Annotated in this window: 24 protein-coding genes; 11 read left to right on the top strand and 13 right to left on the bottom strand. The window is 63.9% G+C overall.

The annotated features are described in order from the left end of the window. The first annotated feature begins 129 nt into the window (after positions 1–129). Positions 130–969, top strand: a complete 840-nt coding sequence (locus EOHIBHHM_RS24390) for a hypothetical protein (RefSeq protein WP_497259476.1) — start codon at positions 130–132, stop codon at positions 967–969. A 109-nt stretch (positions 970–1,078) separates the two neighbouring features. Here EOHIBHHM_RS24390 and EOHIBHHM_RS24385 read toward each other — a convergent pair whose 3' ends face one another. After that, the gene (locus tag EOHIBHHM_RS24385) at positions 1,079–1,255 is read right to left on the bottom strand and encodes a XapX domain-containing protein (protein WP_497259474.1); all 177 of its coding nucleotides are present in this window, start codon (positions 1,253–1,255) and stop codon (positions 1,079–1,081) included. A 198-nt stretch (positions 1,256–1,453) separates the two neighbouring features. Between EOHIBHHM_RS24385 and EOHIBHHM_RS24380 the strand changes: the two genes are divergently transcribed. The 4 genes from EOHIBHHM_RS24380 (at position 1,454) to EOHIBHHM_RS24365 (ending at position 4,204) form a co-directional block, all read left to right on the top strand. After that, on the top strand, positions 1,454–2,167 hold the full coding sequence (locus tag EOHIBHHM_RS24380) for a hypothetical protein (protein WP_497259472.1): 714 nt from the start codon (positions 1,454–1,456) through the stop codon (positions 2,165–2,167). Next, positions 2,167–2,523: a hypothetical protein gene (locus EOHIBHHM_RS24375; RefSeq protein WP_497259470.1), complete on the top strand. Its 357-nt coding sequence runs from the start codon at positions 2,167–2,169 to the stop codon at positions 2,521–2,523. Before EOHIBHHM_RS24380 ends, EOHIBHHM_RS24375 begins: the two co-directional genes overlap by 1 nt. 58 nt (positions 2,524–2,581) lie before the next feature. Beyond that, entirely contained in the window at positions 2,582–3,274 is a 693-nt protein-coding gene (locus tag EOHIBHHM_RS24370) for a hypothetical protein (RefSeq protein ID WP_497259468.1), read from the top strand. Positions 3,275–3,394: 120 nt separating this feature from the next. After that, positions 3,395–4,204 carry a hypothetical protein gene (locus tag EOHIBHHM_RS24365; RefSeq protein ID WP_497259466.1) on the top strand — a complete coding sequence of 270 codons (810 nt, stop codon included), beginning with the start codon at positions 3,395–3,397 and terminating at the stop codon, positions 4,202–4,204. Between the two features lie 50 nt (positions 4,205–4,254). Here EOHIBHHM_RS24365 and EOHIBHHM_RS24360 read toward each other — a convergent pair whose 3' ends face one another. Together EOHIBHHM_RS24360 and EOHIBHHM_RS24355 are read right to left on the bottom strand one after the other, a co-directional pair. Further along, the gene (locus EOHIBHHM_RS24360; RefSeq protein ID WP_497259464.1) at positions 4,255–4,752 is read right to left on the bottom strand and encodes a hypothetical protein; all 498 of its coding nucleotides are present in this window, start codon (positions 4,750–4,752) and stop codon (positions 4,255–4,257) included. Positions 4,753–4,857: 105 nt separating this feature from the next. Beyond that, positions 4,858–5,598, bottom strand: a complete 741-nt coding sequence (locus EOHIBHHM_RS24355) for a helix-turn-helix domain-containing protein (protein ID WP_497259462.1) — start codon at positions 5,596–5,598, stop codon at positions 4,858–4,860. 154 nt (positions 5,599–5,752) lie between these two features. Between EOHIBHHM_RS24355 and EOHIBHHM_RS24350 the strand changes: the two genes are divergently transcribed. Continuing rightward, the gene (locus EOHIBHHM_RS24350; protein WP_497259460.1) at positions 5,753–6,454 is read left to right on the top strand and encodes a DUF8593 domain-containing protein; all 702 of its coding nucleotides are present in this window, start codon (positions 5,753–5,755) and stop codon (positions 6,452–6,454) included. A 212-nt stretch (positions 6,455–6,666) separates the two neighbouring features. Continuing rightward, positions 6,667–6,981 (top strand): DUF5789 family protein, encoded by a 315-nt coding sequence (locus EOHIBHHM_RS24345; protein WP_497259459.1) that lies wholly within the window; start codon positions 6,667–6,669, stop codon positions 6,979–6,981. A 55-nt stretch (positions 6,982–7,036) separates the two neighbouring features. On the opposite strand, the gene EOHIBHHM_RS24340 is transcribed toward EOHIBHHM_RS24345, so the two are convergent. Further along, on the bottom strand, positions 7,037–7,594 hold the full coding sequence (locus EOHIBHHM_RS24340) for a type 1 glutamine amidotransferase domain-containing protein (RefSeq protein ID WP_497259458.1): 558 nt from the start codon (positions 7,592–7,594) through the stop codon (positions 7,037–7,039). 129 nt (positions 7,595–7,723) lie between these two features. On the opposite strand from EOHIBHHM_RS24340, the gene EOHIBHHM_RS24335 reads away from it, so the two are divergent. Beyond that, positions 7,724–7,993: a hypothetical protein gene (locus tag EOHIBHHM_RS24335; protein WP_497259456.1), complete on the top strand. Its 270-nt coding sequence runs from the start codon at positions 7,724–7,726 to the stop codon at positions 7,991–7,993. A 73-nt stretch (positions 7,994–8,066) separates the two neighbouring features. Here EOHIBHHM_RS24335 and EOHIBHHM_RS24330 read toward each other — a convergent pair whose 3' ends face one another. Further along, positions 8,067–9,092 (bottom strand): transcription initiation factor IIB, encoded by a 1,026-nt coding sequence (locus EOHIBHHM_RS24330; protein ID WP_497259454.1) that lies wholly within the window; start codon positions 9,090–9,092, stop codon positions 8,067–8,069. A gap of 129 nt (positions 9,093–9,221) precedes the next feature. Continuing rightward, positions 9,222–9,986: a helix-turn-helix domain-containing protein gene (locus EOHIBHHM_RS24325; protein WP_497259452.1), complete on the bottom strand. Its 765-nt coding sequence runs from the start codon at positions 9,984–9,986 to the stop codon at positions 9,222–9,224. Positions 9,987–10,155: 169 nt separating this feature from the next. On the opposite strand from EOHIBHHM_RS24325, the gene EOHIBHHM_RS24320 reads away from it, so the two are divergent. The 3 genes from EOHIBHHM_RS24320 (at position 10,156) to EOHIBHHM_RS24310 (ending at position 13,180) form a co-directional block, all read left to right on the top strand. Further along, complete coding sequence (locus EOHIBHHM_RS24320) at positions 10,156–10,434, top strand: DUF7127 family protein (protein ID WP_497259450.1); 279 nt, start codon at positions 10,156–10,158, stop codon at positions 10,432–10,434. Positions 10,435–11,260: 826 nt separating this feature from the next. Next, positions 11,261–12,028 (top strand): HTH-type transcriptional regulator GlpR, encoded by a 768-nt coding sequence (glpR, locus tag EOHIBHHM_RS24315; RefSeq protein WP_497259448.1) that lies wholly within the window; start codon positions 11,261–11,263, stop codon positions 12,026–12,028. Between the two features lie 318 nt (positions 12,029–12,346). Next, on the top strand, positions 12,347–13,180 hold the full coding sequence (locus EOHIBHHM_RS24310) for a class 1 fructose-bisphosphatase (RefSeq protein WP_497259446.1): 834 nt from the start codon (positions 12,347–12,349) through the stop codon (positions 13,178–13,180). Positions 13,181–13,250: 70 nt separating this feature from the next. Here the strand turns inward: EOHIBHHM_RS24310 and EOHIBHHM_RS24305 are convergent, their stop codons facing one another. From EOHIBHHM_RS24305 to EOHIBHHM_RS24275, 7 genes are all read right to left on the bottom strand, one after another. Beyond that, positions 13,251–13,697 carry a PTS fructose transporter subunit IIB gene (locus tag EOHIBHHM_RS24305; protein WP_497259444.1) on the bottom strand — a complete coding sequence of 149 codons (447 nt, stop codon included), beginning with the start codon at positions 13,695–13,697 and terminating at the stop codon, positions 13,251–13,253. Continuing rightward, on the bottom strand, positions 13,694–15,397 hold the full coding sequence (gene ptsP / locus EOHIBHHM_RS24300) for a phosphoenolpyruvate--protein phosphotransferase (RefSeq protein ID WP_497259442.1): 1,704 nt from the start codon (positions 15,395–15,397) through the stop codon (positions 13,694–13,696). The genes EOHIBHHM_RS24305 and ptsP overlap by 4 nt, the downstream gene beginning before the upstream one ends. Continuing rightward, positions 15,394–15,675, bottom strand: a complete 282-nt coding sequence (locus tag EOHIBHHM_RS24295; protein WP_497259440.1) for an HPr family phosphocarrier protein — start codon at positions 15,673–15,675, stop codon at positions 15,394–15,396. Before EOHIBHHM_RS24295 ends, ptsP begins: the two co-directional genes overlap by 4 nt. After that, the gene (locus EOHIBHHM_RS24290; RefSeq protein WP_497259438.1) at positions 15,672–16,148 is read right to left on the bottom strand and encodes a PTS sugar transporter subunit IIA; all 477 of its coding nucleotides are present in this window, start codon (positions 16,146–16,148) and stop codon (positions 15,672–15,674) included. Before EOHIBHHM_RS24290 ends, EOHIBHHM_RS24295 begins: the two co-directional genes overlap by 4 nt. 34 nt (positions 16,149–16,182) lie before the next feature. Next, positions 16,183–17,358, bottom strand: coding sequence for a PTS fructose transporter subunit IIC (locus tag EOHIBHHM_RS24285; RefSeq protein WP_497259436.1), 1,176 nt, complete (start codon positions 17,356–17,358; stop codon positions 16,183–16,185). A 154-nt stretch (positions 17,359–17,512) separates the two neighbouring features. Then, on the bottom strand, positions 17,513–18,421 hold the full coding sequence (gene pfkB, locus EOHIBHHM_RS24280; protein WP_497259434.1) for a 1-phosphofructokinase: 909 nt from the start codon (positions 18,419–18,421) through the stop codon (positions 17,513–17,515). 68 nt (positions 18,422–18,489) lie between these two features. Then, positions 18,490–19,278: a class I fructose-bisphosphate aldolase gene (locus tag EOHIBHHM_RS24275; protein WP_497259432.1), complete on the bottom strand. Its 789-nt coding sequence runs from the start codon at positions 19,276–19,278 to the stop codon at positions 18,490–18,492. Positions 19,279–19,739 lie beyond the last annotated feature (461 nt).

Below are 19,739 nucleotides of genomic sequence, written 5' to 3'. Positions count from 1 at the left end.
CGAGTTCGCGTCTAGTTCGACCCAGACGACCCACACGCATAAACCCACAGCAGGCCACGAACGGACGTCGGCGAACGAAAGGCCGTTGCAAGTAGACATTTGTGCGTTCAGAAAGTAGCGACGGACACGATGGTCGACCTCACACTCACCCAGCGGGAGTACGCGCTGCTCGAACGGCTCGCGGCAGAGAGACGAGTCGACGCCTCGTCCGAGGTGGTGGACGGTGAGCACTCGACCGCTGTAGCGACAGACGACCCCTCGACCGACACGATAGACGGCGAGGCTCCGTCGACGACGGCGCGCTTCGAGGCGTTGGCGGACAACGGCCTCGTAGAACAGACGGAGAACGACGAGTATCGACTCACCGAGAGCGGTCGGCGAGTGCTCGAGTCGCGGACCGACGACCCGAGCGGCCACGCAGGCGACCTCCCGCCCGATGTCGAGCGCACGATCGACGAGTTCGACGCCGACCCCGCTTCGAAGGATGCTGTTCGACGGTCGTTCACGTTCCTCCGCTACTGGGGAGAGGTGACGGCCGCAGAGATCGTCGACGCGGTGTACAGCGAGCGACCGGCAGGACGAACTGACCGTCGGGAGTGGTGGGACGGCCTCGTCGCCGACCGACTCGCCGCCGTACCAGGTGTCACCACGACGGAGAGAGACGGCACGTGGCGGTACCGGTCTAACGCTTCCGACGCAGACGACCCGGACGACGGTCGGACGAGACTCTCCGACGACGTCGCGGCGTTCGGAAGCGGGAAGCACGCGATCGAACGGGTGACGGCAAACGACACGGAGGCAGAACAGCTCTCGTGTGCCTTCAGGGTCGTCTCCGACCAGGGGAGCGTCACGGCTCGAGAGATCGAAGAAGGATGTGGGGCCGCGGCGCGGAGACTCGCCGAGCGACTGCTCGACGAGTTACCTGCCGTCCAGCGAACCGGAGACGATACGTGGACGTACTCGAACTGACTGTCGAACGGCGTCTCAAACCCTCAGTGCAGCGGCAGTCGACACTTCGGAGACGTGGTCGAGAAGATCCATCCGTACCCGACGACGGTGTCGCGGGACTGGTCTCCCTCTAGAAGTAGCTGTTCACCGCGGCGTGACCGAGAGACATCCCACAGAGCGTGAAGGCACCGGCGACGACGCCGAGCGACTCTTTCGGTGCCGGACTGGGAAGATCGGCGACAGAGAGGATTGCTCCGATCGATGCGCCAGCGAGGAGTGCGATGAGTGCAGCTTTGAGCCACTCCATGTCATCTTTTTCTATGAGGGTTGGAATAAATTGCGCCGCAGACGTCTTATCTCCGTCCATCAGTTGTCTCGTGGTCGAGCTCGCAGTTACCACGTGAGATCTCGGGAGTGACGACCCTCGTGCAGTCGGCCGCTTGTTCGGAAACAGCGTCGGCATGGCCATCAATAATAAACATCTACCTCTGGCAGTAGTTAGTGCATGTCTCCCGAACAGAGCCGTAGTGGTGACGACCCCCAGTATCGCTTTCGTGAGTTGGCCGAGAACGGAGACGCGATGGAATCTGCAGGGCCGACGGCTGTGCGTCTGATGACCGACGGTGGGGAGGAGAGTGACGAAGAGTCTGCCGACGACGAGTCCGAGGAGTCGGAGGCGACAGAGGAGGAAGGAGAGAACACCGAAGAGACGGAAGAAACCGGTGACGACGAATCGTCGGAGAGCGAAGACACCGAAGAGTCGGAAGAGACGGGTGACGGCGAATCGTCGGAGAGCGAAGACACCGGAGAGGCGGAAGAAGAGGGTTCGACAGTCCTATTCCTCGATCTCGAAGGGCTGTTTCTCGACCTTCTCGGGCTGGAGGTCGACCTGAACGAGGTCGTCCTCGACGTGAGCGCCGTCCCTGGCGACGATCGCTTGCTGGGGAACCTCCTGTCGGCCGTCGCCGGTCTCCTCGACGGTGGGTCGCTCGGGGATCTGCTCGGTGGCGGCAGTCTTCTGGGAGGGCTGCTCGGGTTCGGCGGTGACGGGTCGGAGGACTCCGAGACCGGCATCGACAAGTTCGCCGACGGACTTCGCGATACGTTCGACGAGATCGTCGATGAGCTCCCACTCGAGGAACTGCTCACGGCCTTCGTCAAGGAGCTCTTCGAGCAACTCATGGGTGGGACAGAGAGTAGCGAAAGCGGAGACGAATGATGAGTGACGACTCGAAAGGTGTGACCGACGGTCTCTCGAACGTCGTCGACGGAATCGACAGAGACGAACTGCTCGCGGACACGGAGTTCGAAGGGAAGCTCGACGACGACGATTCGCTCGGCGAGGTCCTCGGGGGAAGAGTCGGCGAAGTCGTCGGTCGTCGAGTGGGCGAGCAGTGTGGGGTACTCGTCGGGAAGGCGCTCTTCGGAGACGTCCTCGGTGACAGCTCCGAAAGCGAATCCGACGAAGCCGAGAACGAGAGTTCGTCAGCGGACGAGGACGCCACTACCCAAGAAGGAGAAACGGAGGCGGAGTCGGAGGTGACGGACGACTCGGAGGAGGGGAACGAGACATGAGGATCGGATCAAGAGACGACGACCACGAGTACGACCACCAGACGCGGAGGAGGAACGTATGACCGACGAGTCCGACAAGACGGAGTTGAAGCAGGTAGTCCGAGACGAACTAGACGACCAACTCTCCGTCGGCGACCTCCTCTCAGACGAATCGCTCGCCGAACAGGTCGACGGCAAACAGTTCGGTCAGCAAGTCGGACGGAAGCTCGGAGCACTCCTCGGTCGGCGGCTTGGCCGGCTAGCGGGACGTCTGGTCAGCGAGAAGATGACGGGCGGCAGTTCCAGCACCGCTGAAAGCTCGAAGTCGGCGACTCAACGGGGAGAGAGGCTCCGAACCGCCGTCACGACGGCCGCCCGAGAGGCGTCAGAGACGAGTGGCTTTCGGTCGGTGGTAGAAGAGAAACTCCTCGAGTGGGAGGAACGCCAGACCGACGAGCCGGACGCCGAGACAGACGAAGCCGACACTGACGCCGAGACAGACGAAACCGACACTGACTCCGAAACAGACGAAGCCGACACTGACTCCGAAACAGACGAAGCCGACACCGACTCCCTCGACGTCAGCGATGCCGCTGACCTTCCGTCGGAGCTAAGTAGCGACCTGAAAGCAGAAGCGTATCGAGACCTCTTGTCGAAGATGTCGTATCAAGACCTCCAGTCGATCGCGAAAGACGTCGGCGTCAAGGCGAACCTGAGCCGTGACGAGATGGAGGACAAGCTGGTCGAGCAGTTCGGAGAGAGCGAGAGTTGAGAGCGACCCGGGAGAGGGGGTTCCCTACGAGGAGAAACTCTGTCCCTCTCGAACGGCTCGCTCGAATCAAACCCGACGCGGCTGGACCAGACGAACCAGGGCTGAGCGGTTCCAACAACCATGACCGAAACCAACTCCGACGTCGAGACGTTGCTCGCCGAGATCAGAGAGCGACTCGAATCCATCGGCGACGGCAACGCCGACGAACCGGAAACGTTCACGGACAGTGAGAGAGAGGAGCTTCACGAACTGCTCGAGGAGGCTCGAACCATCGCCGAGGAGTCCACTTTCTCTGACTTGTTTGACTCTGTCGACGTCGACGACGTGCCCGACACCGTCGACCCCACCGACGTCCCCGAACTGGTCGACGATGCGTCGACCGAGTCAGTTCTTCGCCTGCATCAACTCCTCGAACTGAAGCGCATTGACGAGAACTGGGCGGAGTTGAGCGACGAACAGCAGTGGCGACAGCTAGCGGACGTGAGCGAATTCGCCTCACAGGAAGAAGCCGAGACTGGAGAGGATTCGACCGAACCGGAGGACGTCGAGAACGGAGGGGACGACGAAGGTGAACGTGCGGACGACGAAGGTGAACGTGCGGACGACACGTCCGACGCGACCACCGAACCGGCCGACGCTGGAGAGCAGAACGAAGAGACGAAGCAGGACGACCAAGCCTCGGACAAAGCGTTCAGCGATCTCGTAGACGAGGTCCGGGCCCGGTTCATCGACGTCGACACGACCGAGAGAGCGAACGACGAGTCAGCAGACGAACCCGAAGAGCCGGCACGTGAAGCCTCGGCGGACGAAACCCCTCCGGACCACCAACCCGACACAGGCAGTGCTCGTCACCGTTTCTCTACCGTTCCGTCGCAGAACCGCGCAGATATGTCGGCGCTCTCGCGACGCTCGTTCCGATATCGACCGTGACTGCCGTTCGTCGGGGCGATCGGTTGAGATAGAACGACGAGGAAGTACGCCTACGCGTGAGCGCCGTACCACGTCCCCAGCGTCAACCCGTAGACGACGTGGCTCACGTCGAAGACGAACCGTTCGTCCGCGTCCAATTCGAGGTCGAGGACGCGAGCGAGGATCACCGCCGCGCCGAACTTCGCGAGCACGAGAGCGAACAACACGCCACAGAAGGTACTCAACCGCTCGTGCTCCCGACTGTCGGCCGGCGTCGCGAACGACAGCGCCAGCAGCGAACCGAAGCCACCGCCGCCGCCGGCCCCGTACGCGAGATGGAGGACGAGTCCGACCACCGGATACTGCTCGGGGTCGCCGCCGCCGACGAACTTTGCCCAGAAGTGGGCGGTCGGCGGTGGCGACCTAGCGGCCGGGATCCGGTAGGCGGACATCACGAGCGTCGCGACGAGTCCGGCTTTCAGCCCGTTGACGAAACCCTCGGTCAGCAGCGTCGACAGCCGTGAATCCGAACCGGGGTCGTCGGAAGGTGTTTCGGGAAACATGGGCATCTAGCGGCCGTTCACTAGTGAGGTCAATAACCGTGGTGGCCGTGGTACGTTCGTTCCGCGGGTGCAACGAACGTGAGACGACGGACTCTCTGTCGGGAGCGCCGTTCACGCCGGTTCGCGTTCGTTCTGCACGTCGTCGCGTTCGTTCTGCACGTCGTCGCGTTCGTCGACGTCGGGTGAGGAACGACGGAAGATCGAGGAACACACCCGTTTCTGTGCGCGCCGGAGTCGTTCGGAGGCGGCCTGATGCGAGATGTCGAGTTCGGCCGCGAGTTCTTCGAGTGTGACGCGTCGCGGAACCTCGAAGTAGCCGAGCTCGAGTGCCGACACGAGTGCCTCGTACTGGGCGTCCGAGAGTTCGGGTCGGTGGGCGGCACTCGGGTTCGTCTTGATCTTGTCGATGTCGACGTCGGTGTCGAACTCGGTCATCGACTCGTACGCGTCCGAGAGATCGTCCCGCGACGGGAACCGTACCGTCAGTCTCCACGTGCCGTCGTCGCCGTGAGCGTTCAGAATCGAGCCACCGCATTCGAAGATGAACTGCTGGAGACGCTGCTGCTCCGACTCGAACGCCAACTCGTAGAGCAACTCGTCGTCGTTCCGATAGAGGTAGGTAAACGCATCGAGCGAGGAGTCCGATTCGAGCGCCGCTTCGAGCCGCTCTCGGTCGTGTCCACCGATCCAGACGGGGACGCCGTTTGCGGTGTCGCAGAGGGCGACTTGCTCGAAGCGGAAGTACATCTCGGGCGCCTGTCGAGCGGCGTCGGACAGCGCTACCCCAGCCATGGGGAGCCGGAAGACGGCCACGACCGTATCGGGAACAGAGCCGCTCTCGTTCGTCGTCACGACTGGTTGGTCGAGTGGGAGCGATATAGCTCTGGGGGCCACGAAGGCAGTTCCGCAAACGCACACTGAACGCTCGGCCGTCCTGCCGACGTATAAACACCCGGGAAGTGCAGGCAATTAGACTCTCCTCCGGCCGGACGAACTACGGATCGCAATGGCTCGAAACTTCACCGACGACGACCGGAACAAATCCGTCGTAACCGCAGACGGCGACCGCATCGGCACTATCAGCGACGTGCACGACGACCGTGCGACCGTCGACCGCGAGGAGAACGAGAGTCTCACCGACAAGGTGAAAGACATGCTCGGCTGGGACGACGACGACTCGAACGAACTCAAGAGCGAACACGTCGACTCCTACGACGACGACCAGGTCCGACTCGACAGTCGCGGTGAGCAGACGTCGCCTCCCGCACGACGGAACGGTCGGCCTCTCCAACACGCAATCCGAGCGGACGCTGACGCGGTCGACTGCGACAGGCCAGCCGCGGTGAGCAGACGTCGCCTCCGGTCGACCAGCGACGGAACGGTCGGCCTCTCCAACCGCACGATCGACGAGCAGGACGCTGACGCGGACGAGAGTCTCACCGAGTTCAACACGAAGCTCGAACGGAGACATCAAGCTCGGCTGGGACGACGACGACTCGAACGGTCCGACTGCGACAGTCGCGGTGAGCAGGTCACGTCGCCTCCCGCACACCCTACTTTTTCTGACGGAACGGTCGGCCTCTCCAACACGCAATCCGAGCGGACGCTGACGCGGTCGACGACTATCGTAGAGAGTGCAAGTCATCACACACCCAACCGGCCGCTGTCGTGCGGTCGGCTGTGGAGACAGGTGCACGAGCTACGATAGCGCTCTCGGTGACCAGTTACGACTCCCCCATCCGCGGTGTTTACAAGCGTAACTCTGTAACAGTACATGTACGCTGTGGCTGTATAACAAGGGCCGTCTTAACTGATAGCACAGGTAGGGTCGAGTGATCCGAACGGTCGCAGTCCGTCGGGACGACCGATCGACCGAACGGACAGAACTGATTTGGGGACGACGCACGATGGGGTACGCGCATGACCGACACAGACAGCGACGTCGACGCGGGTCCGGACGTCGAGTTCGACCGGCTCGAACGAGAGCTCGAGTCGCACGACTACCCGGCGACCCGAAGCGACCTCAGAGCGGAATACGGCGAACGCGTCGTCGAACACTCGCGGGGGGAGCTCACTTTCCGACAGGTACTAGAGAGTTTCGAGGAGGAGGAGCAGTTCGAGTCGGCGGCGGGCGTCCGACAGGCGGTCGTCGCGACGGTCAGAGCGGAGATCGTCGGGAGCGAACAGTACGGCAACCGGAGCGCGAGCGAGGCGCTAGACGAGGACGAGAGCTGAGAGGACGGCGACCGCGGTCGGAGGTAGGGAGTCGAGTCTCCCCGGCGTTCGGCTGTTATCGAGCGGCGAACTCGTCGACGAGCGTCTCACAGAACGCCGACAGATCGTCGGGGTTCCGACTCGTCACCACGCCGTCGTCCGTCACCACTTCCTCGTCGACCCACTCGCCGCCCGCGTTCCGGACGTCGGTCTGGAGGCTGTGATAGGAGGTCAACGTCCGGCCGTCGGTCACGCCGGCCTCCACGAGTACCCACGGACCGTGACAGATCGCCGCGAGCGGTTTCCCGTCTCCGACGTGGTTCTCGACGAACTCGACGGCCTCCTCGTCGGCTCGGAGGGTGTCCGCTCCCACGGTCCCGCCCGGAACGACGACGCCGTCGTAGTCGTCGGCAGCGACGTCCGAGAACGCCCGTTCGACTTCGAACGACTCGCCGGGTTCGAGGTCGTCGTTCCGCGTCTGGACTTCGCCGGTCTCGCTTCCGACGACGTCGACGTCGGCTCCCGCTTCGGAGACGGCCTGTTGCGGTTCGGTGAACTCGATCTCTTCGGTTCCTCGCGGCGCGAGGAGGATGGCGATGCGGGTCCCGTCGAGCGGCTGCTCGGAGTCACTCATCGTGACGTCCGCTACGAACGGCGGTGGGATAAGTGTCCGGGCGACCAGAAGCGTCTCGGAGGTGCGAGCTCGGTGCGGCCTTGCTGTGCAAGGAGAACGAACTTTGCCGATGCGTCAGTTCTCTCTCGTATGGGAGACATCCCTGACATCAACACCGTCGGAGAGGGAGACGACTACTACCACCTGGAGTTCAGAGACGAAGACGAGTTCGACACCATTCGGACACCCGACTGGGCAGAAGAGGCGGCACAGTCGGTTTCGGACGGTGCCGAAGTTCGGACTGGAAAGCTCGAAGACGGCGACGACTGGAAGATCGCGAGCGTTCTCGTCAAGAAGAGCGCCGGAGAAGAGAAAGCGCGAGAGCAGGCGAGACAGATCGTAGAGAAGATCGAGTCCTGACACGTCTACTCACGAAAGCGGCTTTCGACCGTTGGAGGAAGTGCCGAGACGGGACGCTCACAGCGAGTCGTCGCTACGGTCGGCGCGTCCCTTCGGCTTCGAGTAACTCCGGATACCGGTTGCGGATCGTGACCTCACTGATGTTCGTGGTGTCCGAGATCTCGCCTTGAGTGTATCTCTCGCCGGTGAGGAGGCCGGCCGCGTAGAGTGCCGCAGCGGCGAGTCCGACCGGGTTCTTCCCGCTGTGGAGTCCCTCGTCTTTCGCCTGTCGAAGCAGGACGTGCGTGCGTTCCACGAGTTCGTCGCTCGCGTCGAGGTCGGAGGCGTACTTGGCGACGTAGTTCTCGGGGTCGGGCGGGGCGACCTCCAAGGAGAGTTCGCGGACGATGTACCGATAGGCGCGTTTGAACTCCATCGCGTCGACACGGCTGACGGCCGCGACGTCGTCGATCGTGCGCGGCAGATTCGCTTGTCGCGCGGCCGCGTAGATGGCACTCGTCGCCACGGCCTCGATCGAGCGGCCGGGCAGCAGGTCGTCGCTCAGCGCGCGACGGTAGATCACCGAGGCCGTCTCGCGGACGTTCTTCGGGAGCCCGAGCGCCGACCCCATCCGCTCGATCTCGCCGAGCGCCTGCTTGAGGTTGCGTTCCTTGGAGTCGCGGGTGCGGAAGCGCTCGTTCCACGTCCGCAGTCGCTGCATCTTCTCGCGCTGGCGGCTCGATAGGGAGTTGCCGTAGGCGTCTCTGTCCTGCCAGCCGATGTTCGTCGACAGTCCCTCGTCGTGCATCATCTTCGTCGTCGGCGCGCCGACGCGTGACTTCTGATCTCTCTCTGTGGAGTCGAACGCCCGCCACTCGGGGCCGTGATCGATCTCGTCCTCGTCGACGACGAGGCCACAGTCCTGACAGACCGTCTCGCCGTGTGCGCCGTCGGTGCTCAACTGACCGCCACACTCCGGACAGACGAACTGCTCGTCGGGTTCCGCGGTCTCCTCGCTCGTCCGCTCGGTCTCTGTCGCTCGGTACGTCGTGACCGGCGCGCTGTCGCGCGGTGAGGGGTCGTTGGTGGAGGTGACTGAGTGGACGAGGGCGTGAGCCACTCGCTCGGAAGCGGAGTCAACGCTTCGACTCGTAGTTGGGGAGTGTAGACAATGAGTCCTCGGTCGGCGTATGCCGAACCGAAACGCGTTCGGGGCGCACTTTCCGAGGCGATCGTGGAGCGGGTTCGTTCATATGTCGGTTACTTCGCGTCGCCGATCGGCGAGTGCGACGTCGCCCAACGCCGAGTCCTCGACGAAGCGGGCGACGATCCACGACTCGGCTTGCTGGAGCCGGTACTGTAGCGTCGACCGAGGGACGTCGATCGCCTCTGCCAGCTCCGAGAGCGAGAGCTCCCGCGGCGTCTCGTAGTACCCGTTTGCGACCGCGGCCTCGACGGCGACTCGTTGTTCGTAGGGGAGTTCGGCGACCGAGACAGTGCGGTCGACCCAGTAGGCGGGGTCACCGAGCTGCTCGAACTGGAGTTCGAGTCCGTCTCGGAGCCCGGTCTCCAGTCGGTCGTACAGATCACTGACTCCCTCCTCGTTACGCATGAGCAGGTGCCACTCGTAGACGTCGTTCCGCCGTTCGGCCGCTATGAGGACACCGTCGGCGAGATACTCGGCGGCGAGACAGGGCACGGAGTGACAGTCGTTCGTCGTGCGGTACATGTAGACCGTCCGCGTGTGGCGGTCGGCGGCGAGCGGTTCGTACTCCCAGTCGGAATGGTCGTGGTCGGCGGCCAGACACTCGACACAGCCGTCGTACGAGTCGTACACGTCGTCGATCCGATCGAGCGCTTCGGTCGGACCGGCGATGCGGTCGATACGCCAGACGCCGTTCCCCGAGACGTGACAGGTGACCGTCCGAGCGTGCGCACTCGGATACTGCATGAACACGTCCATCACCGGATTCACCCCGTAGTCGTACGAGATGCGGAAGACGAACTCTCGCATGGACGCCTCTTGGTGGGTAACGGACAAATATGCTCGGTGCTCGGAGACCGCCTCCCTCGACTTGCGTCTCGAACGTCCGCCCGTCTCCCGCTCGCCGATCGCTCCGCCGGCGCGTTCGGCGTCCGCCGAACTGGCAGTTAATGGCGTCGAGGACGAACTTCGAGACGAGATGAGCGAACCACAGTCGACCACCGACTTCCACACGACCAGATACGAGTACGACGACAGCTGGACCGTCGCGGTCGACCTCGGCACGTTGGCCGTCGACGACACCGACGTCACCGTCGACCGCGTCGGAGAGACGGCAGTCGTCAGTCTCGAGACGGCTACCCTGACGACGGAGTTCGACCTCGACCTTCCCGGAACCGAGTACCGCACTCGGGTGCGAAACGGCGTCCTCGTCGTCGAAGAGGCCGAAGAGGAGACTCGGCGGACGCAAGACGAGTGATCGTCGTCGACGGTGTGGTCGTCACGCTCGGGCAGCGAAATCCTCGTGTCCGAGGCAGACCGCGTCGGTGCTACCGTCCATCGACGCCCGTCGCCTTAGAGACCTCCGAACCACCAACCCGGAGAGGCAGCCAGCGAAACCGTCGTCTGTCGGTCGGCGAAGTGAGCCGAAGAAGAGAAGTCGAACGAAAGCCGGACCAGTCAGACGGGGCGACTACGACCGACCCAAACGTATCTGCTTAGACATACCATAGTGAACAGCTCACCCCGTTCCAGACGGTCGATCGGGAGCGCTCGGTCTTTGACTCGTGGGACCAACCGTTCGAACCGTCGCTCTGGAACTGTGAGCGAGAGTACGTCGTCACGAGCGAGAGCGCGGCGCAGTCGGGTCGAGAGGAAGCGTTCAGGGTCGTCTCTCGGTCGATACCTCGTATCAAATGTGCGTTCGGTTGCGAGTCATCACTTCGACCGACCTCGTCCTGTCGTTTGACCTCTGGTACGTGACCGTGACGACCGTCTCTGCCGAGGGGTGACAGGAGGGACCGGATCACGGATGCACCGGGTTTTAGCGTCGTATCGGTCAGGAGGTACAAGAAGTTCTGATTGCTAAAGAGGTCGTTCGGCGAATAACGTGGACAAGTAATACAAAACGTCCAAATTAGTTGTTCGAGTATTGCCGTCCAAACTATCAAAAGAGTACAAACTATCGTGGGGGTGTGGCTCGCCACGCTACGTTCGACGTCCGTGACAGGGAAGTTCGCGGGCGGTCGGGGCGATTCGAGAGCCGAAATCCGAATGGATAACACGGACCAACCCCGAGCTATCGTATGCTGCCTCGACAGCGGAAGCGGAGGATCATCGAACTCGTCACCGAACGGAACGGGGAGTCCGTCGACGCGTTGGCCGAAGAGCTCGACGTCTCGGCGGCGACGATCCGTCGTGACCTCCAGCAACTCGCCGAGGAGGGGCTCGTCGAACGGTCACACGGCGGTGCCCTTCCCGTCAAGAGCGTCGGGAACGAACGGTCGTACGGCCAGAAGGAGATACAACATCTCGAGGAGAAGCAGGCGATCGCCGCCGTCGCAGTCGAGGAGATCCGACACGGGGAAGTCGTCTTCTTCGATTCGGGGACGACGACGATGGAAGTCGCCAAGAAGGCGCCGGGAGACGACTCGTTCGTGGCCGTCACCAACTCGCCGCTCATCGCACTCGAGTTGCGAAAACAGGAGGGGGAAGTGCAGCTCACGGGAGGATCGCTCCGTCAGCGAACGCAGGCGCTGGTCGGGCCGACGGCCGAACAGTTCATGGATATCTCGAACTTCGACGTCGCGTTCGTCGGGACGAACGGGATCGACGAGGAGGGCCGACTGACGACGCCGAAGGCCGAGGAGGCACGGATGAAGGAGCTGATGATCGAGAACTCCAAGCGGGTCGTCCTCGTCTCCGTCGCCGGCAAACTCGGCGAGCAGAGCTTCAAACGGTTCGGGACGCTCCGCGACGTGAACGTGTTCATCACCGACGAGAGACTCTCGACCGAGCACCGCCAGTGGTTCGAGGACGCGAACGTCCGCGTCGTCGACGAGGTAGCAGACTGAGAGAGGTCATCGCAGAACGTCATCGATTTTCTCCGTGCGATTCGAACCCGGTGGTTCGCTGGGGGTCTCTGCTCCTCCGGGTGGCTACGATAGCCCCTCTGAGCCGCTCGGAGCGGCGAAACTCGACACCGTGAACTCGATGCGGTGTGTAAAGATCTATTATATCAGAACTAACGATCAGGAACAAACGTATTCAGAACAGATTAGTGCACATCTCTGCTTGTTGTAGGTGACCAGGGCAGACACTGGCGAGGAAAACACTGTGCACGTAGTTAGCTACCAACCGAACGAAGTCGACTGCAAGAGCGGAGACGGGGTATGACCGGCGTCGAGTCGATACTGACGGCGGTCGTCGAGGCGACCCCCGAGATTCGAGACGGACTACCCGACCATCGAGGGAAGGTCGAGACCGAAAATCCGACCGGTGACACGCAGGTCGCCGCCGACCGATGGATCGACGGCCTGCTGTTGGAGCGGTTCCGCGAACTCGACGCCGTCGGCGCGTTCGTGAGCGAGGAACGGACGGGCGTCGACGACGTCGGCGAGGGGTACAGCGTCGCGATCGACCCGCTCGACGGGTCGTCGAACCTCGCGTCGAACAACATGACCGGGACGATCGTCGGCGTCTACGACGCCCCGCTCCCGGCGACCGGACGTGACCTCGTCGCGAGCGCGTACGTCCTGTACGGCCCGTACACGACCATCACCGTCGCCCGAGACGGAACTGTCGAGACCCACATCGTCCGAGAAGGGACCGTGATCGACACCGAACAGGTCTCCCTGTCGAACGAGCCGGAGATCTGTGGAGTCGCTGGACAGACGACCGAGTGGGAGGGGTGGTTGCAGACGTACGTCGACGAACTCAGGCGACGGTACAAGCTCCGGTACAGCGGTGCGATGGTCGCCGACGTCGAACAGCTGTTGGCCCACGGGGGGCTCCTCGCGTACCCGACACTGACGTCGAAGCCCGAGGGCGTCCTTCGCCTGCAGTTCGAGTCGAACCCCATCGCGCACATCGTCGAGACGGCCGGTGGCCGGTCCTCCGACGGGACGGGGTCGATCCTCGACTGCGAACCCGAGTCGCTGCACCAGTCCGTCCCGACGTACTTCGGGACGCCGTCGCTGGTGGACGAACTGGAGACGAGGCTGTAGCGCCCGGCGATCTCTCAGTACACTCTCTTCTCTCCCGTCGACAGAAAAGTGACGAAGAACTCTCGCGACGTCAGCTGAAGAGCCGTTTGAGGCGGGCGAACAGCCCCTTCGAGGGGTCGCCACCCACCTGCTGTTGTTCCTGCTCGGCCGACTCGTCGGTGGTCGTGTCCTCCGGCGCGTCGGACTGCAGTTCGGTCGTCCCCGTCTCGCCCGACTCGGCGCGGTCGACCGCCTCCCGAATCAGGCTCTCGACGTCGTTGACGGCGTCCTTGACGGTTCCCTTCACGAGGGGTTTCCCCTCGAACCGATCGCGGTTCACGGCCGTGTCGGCGGCGATGATGACCGCGTCGGCGTCTTCGATCTCGGCGGCCGTGAGTTCGTCCTGGGCACCCATCGCACCCTGGACCTCGACGGAGATGTCGTGACCCATCTCCTCGGCCTTCGTCCGCAGGTTCTCCGCGGCCATCTGACTGTGTGCGATCCCGGTCGGACAGGATGTGACTGCGACTAGCTTCATTGGTCTCTGATGATGTTGGTGACGTCGCCTCTTGTATCTACGCCCAGGACGCGCGCTGCGACGTCACGAGCGTGCGTCCGGTCGGTCGCCGATACGTTCGCCTTGACCTCGGGGATGGTGACGGCGCTCATGCTCAGTTCGTCGAGTCCGAGCCCTACGAGCAGCTCGGTCAGCTCGGGGTCGCCAGCCATCTCTCCACACATGCCGATCCACGCGTCGTTGTCGTGGGCGGCCTCGACGCTCCGCTCGATCGCTCGCAGCACCGGCGGGTGGAGCGGATCGTGGAGGTGAGCGACGTGCTCGTTCTCCCGCGCAGCGGCCATCACGTACTGTGCGAGGTCGTTCGTCCCGATGCTGAGGAAGTCGACACGGGCGGCGAACTCGTCGGCCATGAACACCGCACCGGGCGTCTCGACCATCACACCGAGTTCGGGGACTGCGTACGTCACGTCCTCGCTCTCCAGCGTCTCGACGACCTCGTCGACGCGGTCGAGTGCGGCGTCGAGTTCCTCGACCGTCGAGACGAGCGGGAACATCACGCTCAGCGTCCCGCCCTCGGCGTCCGCGGCCGCCCGCAGGAGTGCCCGCAACTGCGTCTCGAACAGTTCCGCGTCGGGCCCGAGCGACCGGCGGATGCCGCGCTCGCCGAGGAACGGGTTCTCCTCCTCCGGCAGATCGAGGTACGGGATCTGCTTGTCGCCGCCGATGTCGAGCGTGCGGACGACGACCCGGCCGTCCGAGAACGCCTCCAGCGCCTCGACGTACGTCTCGTACTGTTCGCGCTCCGTCGGCGGCGACTCCCGGTCGAGAAACAGGAACTCGGTCCGGTAGAGGCCGATCCCGTCGGCCCCCTGGTCGACCGCTCCCTGGAGCTCCGCCGACCGGCCGACGTTCGCCGCGACCTCGATCTCGGTGCCGTCGGTCGTCTCGACGCGGTCGTGCGTCACGTCCGCGCCGGAGTCGCTCTCGACGGCCTCGAGTCGCTCGTCGGACGGGTCGACGACGAGCTCGCCGGTCTCGCCGTCGACGACGACGTGGGCCCCTTCCTCGACGGAGTCGAGGTCCGACCCGACGCCGACGACCGCCGGGAGCGCGAGCGATCGGGCGAAGATCGCCGCGTGCGAGGTGCGTCCGCCGGTGACCGTGGCGAAGCCGGCGACGCGTTCGGGGTCCAACTGGGCCGTGTCGCTCGGCGTCAGTCGCTCGGCGAGGACGACCGACCCCGCCGGTAGCTCCGCGAGGTTCACTCGCTCGCCGCCCGTGAGCAGGCGGACGAGTCGGTCGCGGACGTCCCGGAGGTCGTCCGCCCGTTCGGCCATCCGTCCGTCCATCCCCTCGAACTGTTCGATGGGGCCCGCGAACGCCTCGCGGACGGCGTACTCGGCCGGCGTCCCCTCGTCGATGGCGGCGGTGACGCCGTCGTCGATCTGGGGGTCGTCCAGAAACTGGATGTGGGCGTCGAAGACGGCGGCTTCCTCCTCGCCGACCCGCTCGGCCGTCCGGTCGCGCTCGGCTTCGAGTTCGTCGCGTGCCTGCTCGCGAGCGGTCTCGAAGCGCTCGTGCTCCGCCGGCCGATCCTCGGACGCGACGGTCTCGGACGCGTCCTCCTCGTCGAGCGCCGCGTCCGGTCGGTACCAGACGACGGTTCCCGCCCCCGCTCGGGGGGTCGCACCCGTTCCCGTGAGTGTTCGTTCGCTCATGTCTCGGTCAGTTCTTCCTCCGGCGTCGTTAACACTCCTTCGAGTGCGTCGAGCGCCGCCTCGGCGTCCTCACCCTCGGCGACGAGACGGACCTCGTCGCCACACTTCGCACCGATGCTCGTGATGGCGATCATGCTCCCCGCGGGGACGAGGTCGTCGTCGCCGGCGCGGGCGATCTCGACCGTCGCGTCGTACTCGTTGACCGTCTCGACGAACGTCGAGGCGGGCCGTGCGTGCAGCCCCGCCTCGGGGACGACCTCGACGACGCGCTCGCTCACGCGACCGCCTCCTTGAGCGCCGCTTGGACGTCGGCGGGCGTCGTTGCGGCGTACAGGTCGTCGCGGACCTCCTCGTGCATGAGCGCCCGCGAGAGCGAACTGAGGATCTCGAGGTGGTCCTCCGCACCCGACTCGGGGACGAGGATCATGAACAGCAGTTTCGCCGGTTCGTCGTCCATCGAACCGAAGTCGACCCCCTCGTCCGAACGGGTGAACGCGACGGACGGACGCGAGACGGCGTCGGTCTTCGCGTGGGGGATCCCGATCCCCATCCCGACGCCCGTCGTCGTCTCCTCCTCGCGGGCGAGCAGCGCCTCCAGTGCCTGCTCACGGTCGTCTACGCGGCCGGACTCCACGACGAGGTCCAGCAGATACTCGATACAGTCGTTCTTCTCGCTCGGCGGTTCCTGAAGCGAGATGTGTGATTCGGGGACGAGGTCGTCGATGTCGTCTGCTGCGATGTTCGTGCTCATAGGTTAGTGTGTGGTGGTCAGTGTCGTGTGACAGTTAATCGTTCGCCTGGGTCGCAGTCGCCTCGGTCGATCCGGGCGTCGTCTCGGTCGACCCAGCGGTCTTCTCGAAGTCGCTCTTCAGGAGCGTCGCCACCGCGGCGGTGACGACAGTCCCGAGGGCGATACAGCCGAGGAACGCGAGCGGCTGATCGGACAGCAGGAAGACGAAGATGCCGCCGTGGGGTGCGGGCATTGTGACGCCCAGCGCCATCGACAGCGCTCCGCCGACCGCGCTCCCGGCGACGATGCTCGGGATGACCCGAAGTGGGTCGGCAGCGCCGTAGGGGATCGCGCCCTCGGTGATGAAGGCGAGTCCGAGCGGAACCGCGCTCTTCGCGTTCTCGTACATCTCAGCGGTGTACTTCTGCGGTGCGATGAAGTTCGACAGCGCCATCCCGAGCGGCGGGATCATGCCTGCGATCATCACCGCCGCCATCGGCTGGTAGATCTGCTCGGTGATGAGACCGACCGAGAACACGTACGCGACCTTGTTGATCGGTCCGCCCATGTCGAACGCCATCATACCGCCGAGGATGGCACCGACGAGCAGCGCCTGGCTCCCCTGCATCCCGCTGAGGAACGACGTCAGCCCCGCGTTCGCGATGGCGACCGGGACGCCGAGGACGAAGATGACGACCGGCGAGAGGATCATCATCGTCAACACCGGGATGATGAGGACGGGCATCATCGGCTGGATGAACTCCGGTACGCTGCGCCGTTTGAGCCACCGGGCGACGTAGCCCGCAGCCAGCCCGGCGACGAGTGCGCCGAGGTAGCCGGCACCGGCGGCACCACCTTGCAGGCCGATGACCTCACCGGCGGCCTGGAGGACGTTCCCCTGCTGGATGATGTACGACAGCAGGAAACCGGGGGCCAGCCCCGGACGGTCGGCGATGGCGTACGCGATGTACGCACCCAAGATCGGTACCATGAACGTCAGCCCGGCGACGCCGATCTGCGCGAGGAACCAGTCGGGGCGACCGGTCGCCTCGAAGATCGTCTTCGTTGCTTCGGCTCCACCGAGGAACGACGAGAGTGCGTACCCCAGTGCGAGGAAGATTCCGCCGATCGTCACGAACGGAATCATGAACGACACGCCAGTCATCAGATGCTCTTTGACAGAGGTGAGATGCGAACGCATCGCCCCCTCGAGTTTGGTGTTGTCTGTCATAGTCCTCTTCCATCACCATCGTTCATCGTACTGTTCAAAAGTGTTTTCGTTAGTGATTGTTTCATACTGATTTGTCCGAAATATTCCTTGGGTTGAACATTTTCCTGCTGAGCGACGGGCAGTGAGAGTCGAAGTGACACGTGACGAACTCCTCTCAATGTGCCGTGACGGTCATCTCCTCGATGTTCGAGAGCGCGTCGTCGAGCGAGGGAACGCTCGTTCCGGAGACGCCGACGACGCGCGAGGCGACGGCGACACCGGCCCGAAGCGCCTGTTCGTCCGTCCCACCGCGTTGCCGTTCGGCGAGCACGCCCGCGAGGAGCGCGTCGCCGGCACCGACGGTGTCGACGACGTCGACGTCGAGCGCCGGCGTGTAGAGGACGGTGTCCGGCGTCGCCATGATCGCACCGTCGCCGCCGAGCGAGGCGACGACGCGCTCGAACCCCTGTCTCTGGAGCTCTCTGGCCGCCGTGAACGCATCGCTGAGCGAGTCGATCTCGCCGCCGACGGTGGCCGCTAGCTCCTCCCGGTTAGGTTTACAGAGCGCGTACTCCGCCTCGAGGTCGGCGAGGACGTCGCCGCCGACGTCGACGACCGTCTCCCACGGACCAGCGTCGGCGATGTGATCGATCGCCGCTGGACCGACACCGCGAGGGAGGCTCCCGGCGACGACGACCATCTCCGGACTGTGTCGCTCGATCGTCTCGACGATCAGCTCCAGCGCCGTTTCGTCGACCGTCGGCCCGTTCTGGTTGATCTTGAACTCCGACTGGGGAGTGAGGATCGTGGTGTTCAGACGGGTACAGCCCGATATCTCGACGAAGTCGTTCGGGATTCCCTGTGTCGTCAGCTCCTCGCGGAGGAACCGACCCAAGAAGTCACCGACGTACCCCGTCGCGGTCGTCTCGACGTCGAGTTCGACGAGATACTTCGAGACGTTGATCCCTTTCCCGCCCGGGTCGAACTGCGCATCGTCGGTCCGTGCGACGGTGTCGGGGGTGAGTTCGTCGTCGAGCTGGAGCGTGTGGTCGACAGCGGGGTTGAGTGTGACTGTCAGTATCATCCGTTCTCACCGGAGTCGTCCGTCGTGGGTGTGAGCGAGTGGCTCGTGGTCAGTACGTCCATCATCGTCTATGAGTCGAGTGCCTCGTCGGCCGTAGCTCCTTCGAACACGACCTGTTCGAGCGCATCGAGGATGTACGTGGGGTCCTCGTGCTGCCAGACGTTACGTCCGACCGCGAGACCCGCCGCACCGGCGTCCATCGCCGCTTCGACCGTCGAGAGGAAGTCGTAGTCGCCGGTCTTCGCGCCGCCGCTGAGGACGACCTTACAGTCGCCGGCAGCCTCGACGGCCCACTGCATCGCCTCGGGGCTTCTCGGGTACTTCACCTTCGCGATGTCGGCGCCGAGTTCGAGCGCGATGCGGGTCGCGTACGCGATGACCGCCGGTTTGCGGTGGTCTTTGATCCCCTGTCCGCGCGGGTAGGACCACATCGCGACCGGGAGGTCGAACTCGCGGGCGGTCTCCTGGACGTCGCGGAACTCCTCTGTCATCTCCAGTTCGTGGTTCGAACCGGGGTAGACGGTGAACCCGACGGCGTCGGCGCCCAGTTCCGCGGCGTAGTCGACCGACCAGTTGACGGCGGTATCGGGTTCACCCATCCAGAGCGACGACCCACCGTTCAGCTTCGCGAGCAGGTTCACGTCGTCCTCGTAGGACGGGTAGTAGGTCTCAGCGAGCCCTTTCCCGACCGCGAACCCCGTCACGGCGTCGTGCGTCGCCATCTCGAAGACCGTCTCCGGGTCGAGACGCTCGCGAACCCCTTCGAACTTGGTTGGCCCGTGTTCGAGTCCGTGGTCGTGTGCGAGGATGATCGTCTTGCCGTTACGTGTGAGTCGACTGTCGCTCGTTGACAACATCCACTCACACTTTTGCAGAAATGACGACTAAACGCTACCGAACACGATTGTTTTCTATTGATTTGGTGGAATTTAAGTATGTAACGAAACTTGATAGCCGACTTCCGTCTACGGAGTGGACCGACACCAGCGGCTCTGTGGTCGAAAAAGCGGGATGTGTACCGACGCGGACGCGAGTCGTACGTCGTACGGCGCTACACTTGTTTATACAACCAGTCGTTTCATCTTGGAGAGAGTCTAACAGGTAGACAGTCTCCAGACTATGAAGGAGTCCGACGGTACGGTCGATGGTCGCAGCGGTCGCTGGAAAGACACGTACGGGGAGTATAGAGCAGTGACTGCGGACTACGCGACGATGGCACGGACGATACAGAGCGTGAGTGCGTGGTTCGATCCGGCCACCGCGTCGGATCATCTCAGACCGGCAGAACCAGTCGTCGACAGTTGACTGTTGCTGTCGC

Source organism: Halogranum roseipondis, from assembly GCF_059695585.1.
The sequence above is the reverse complement of the archived record's forward strand: the minus strand, read 5'-3'. Positions and strand labels throughout refer to the sequence as shown.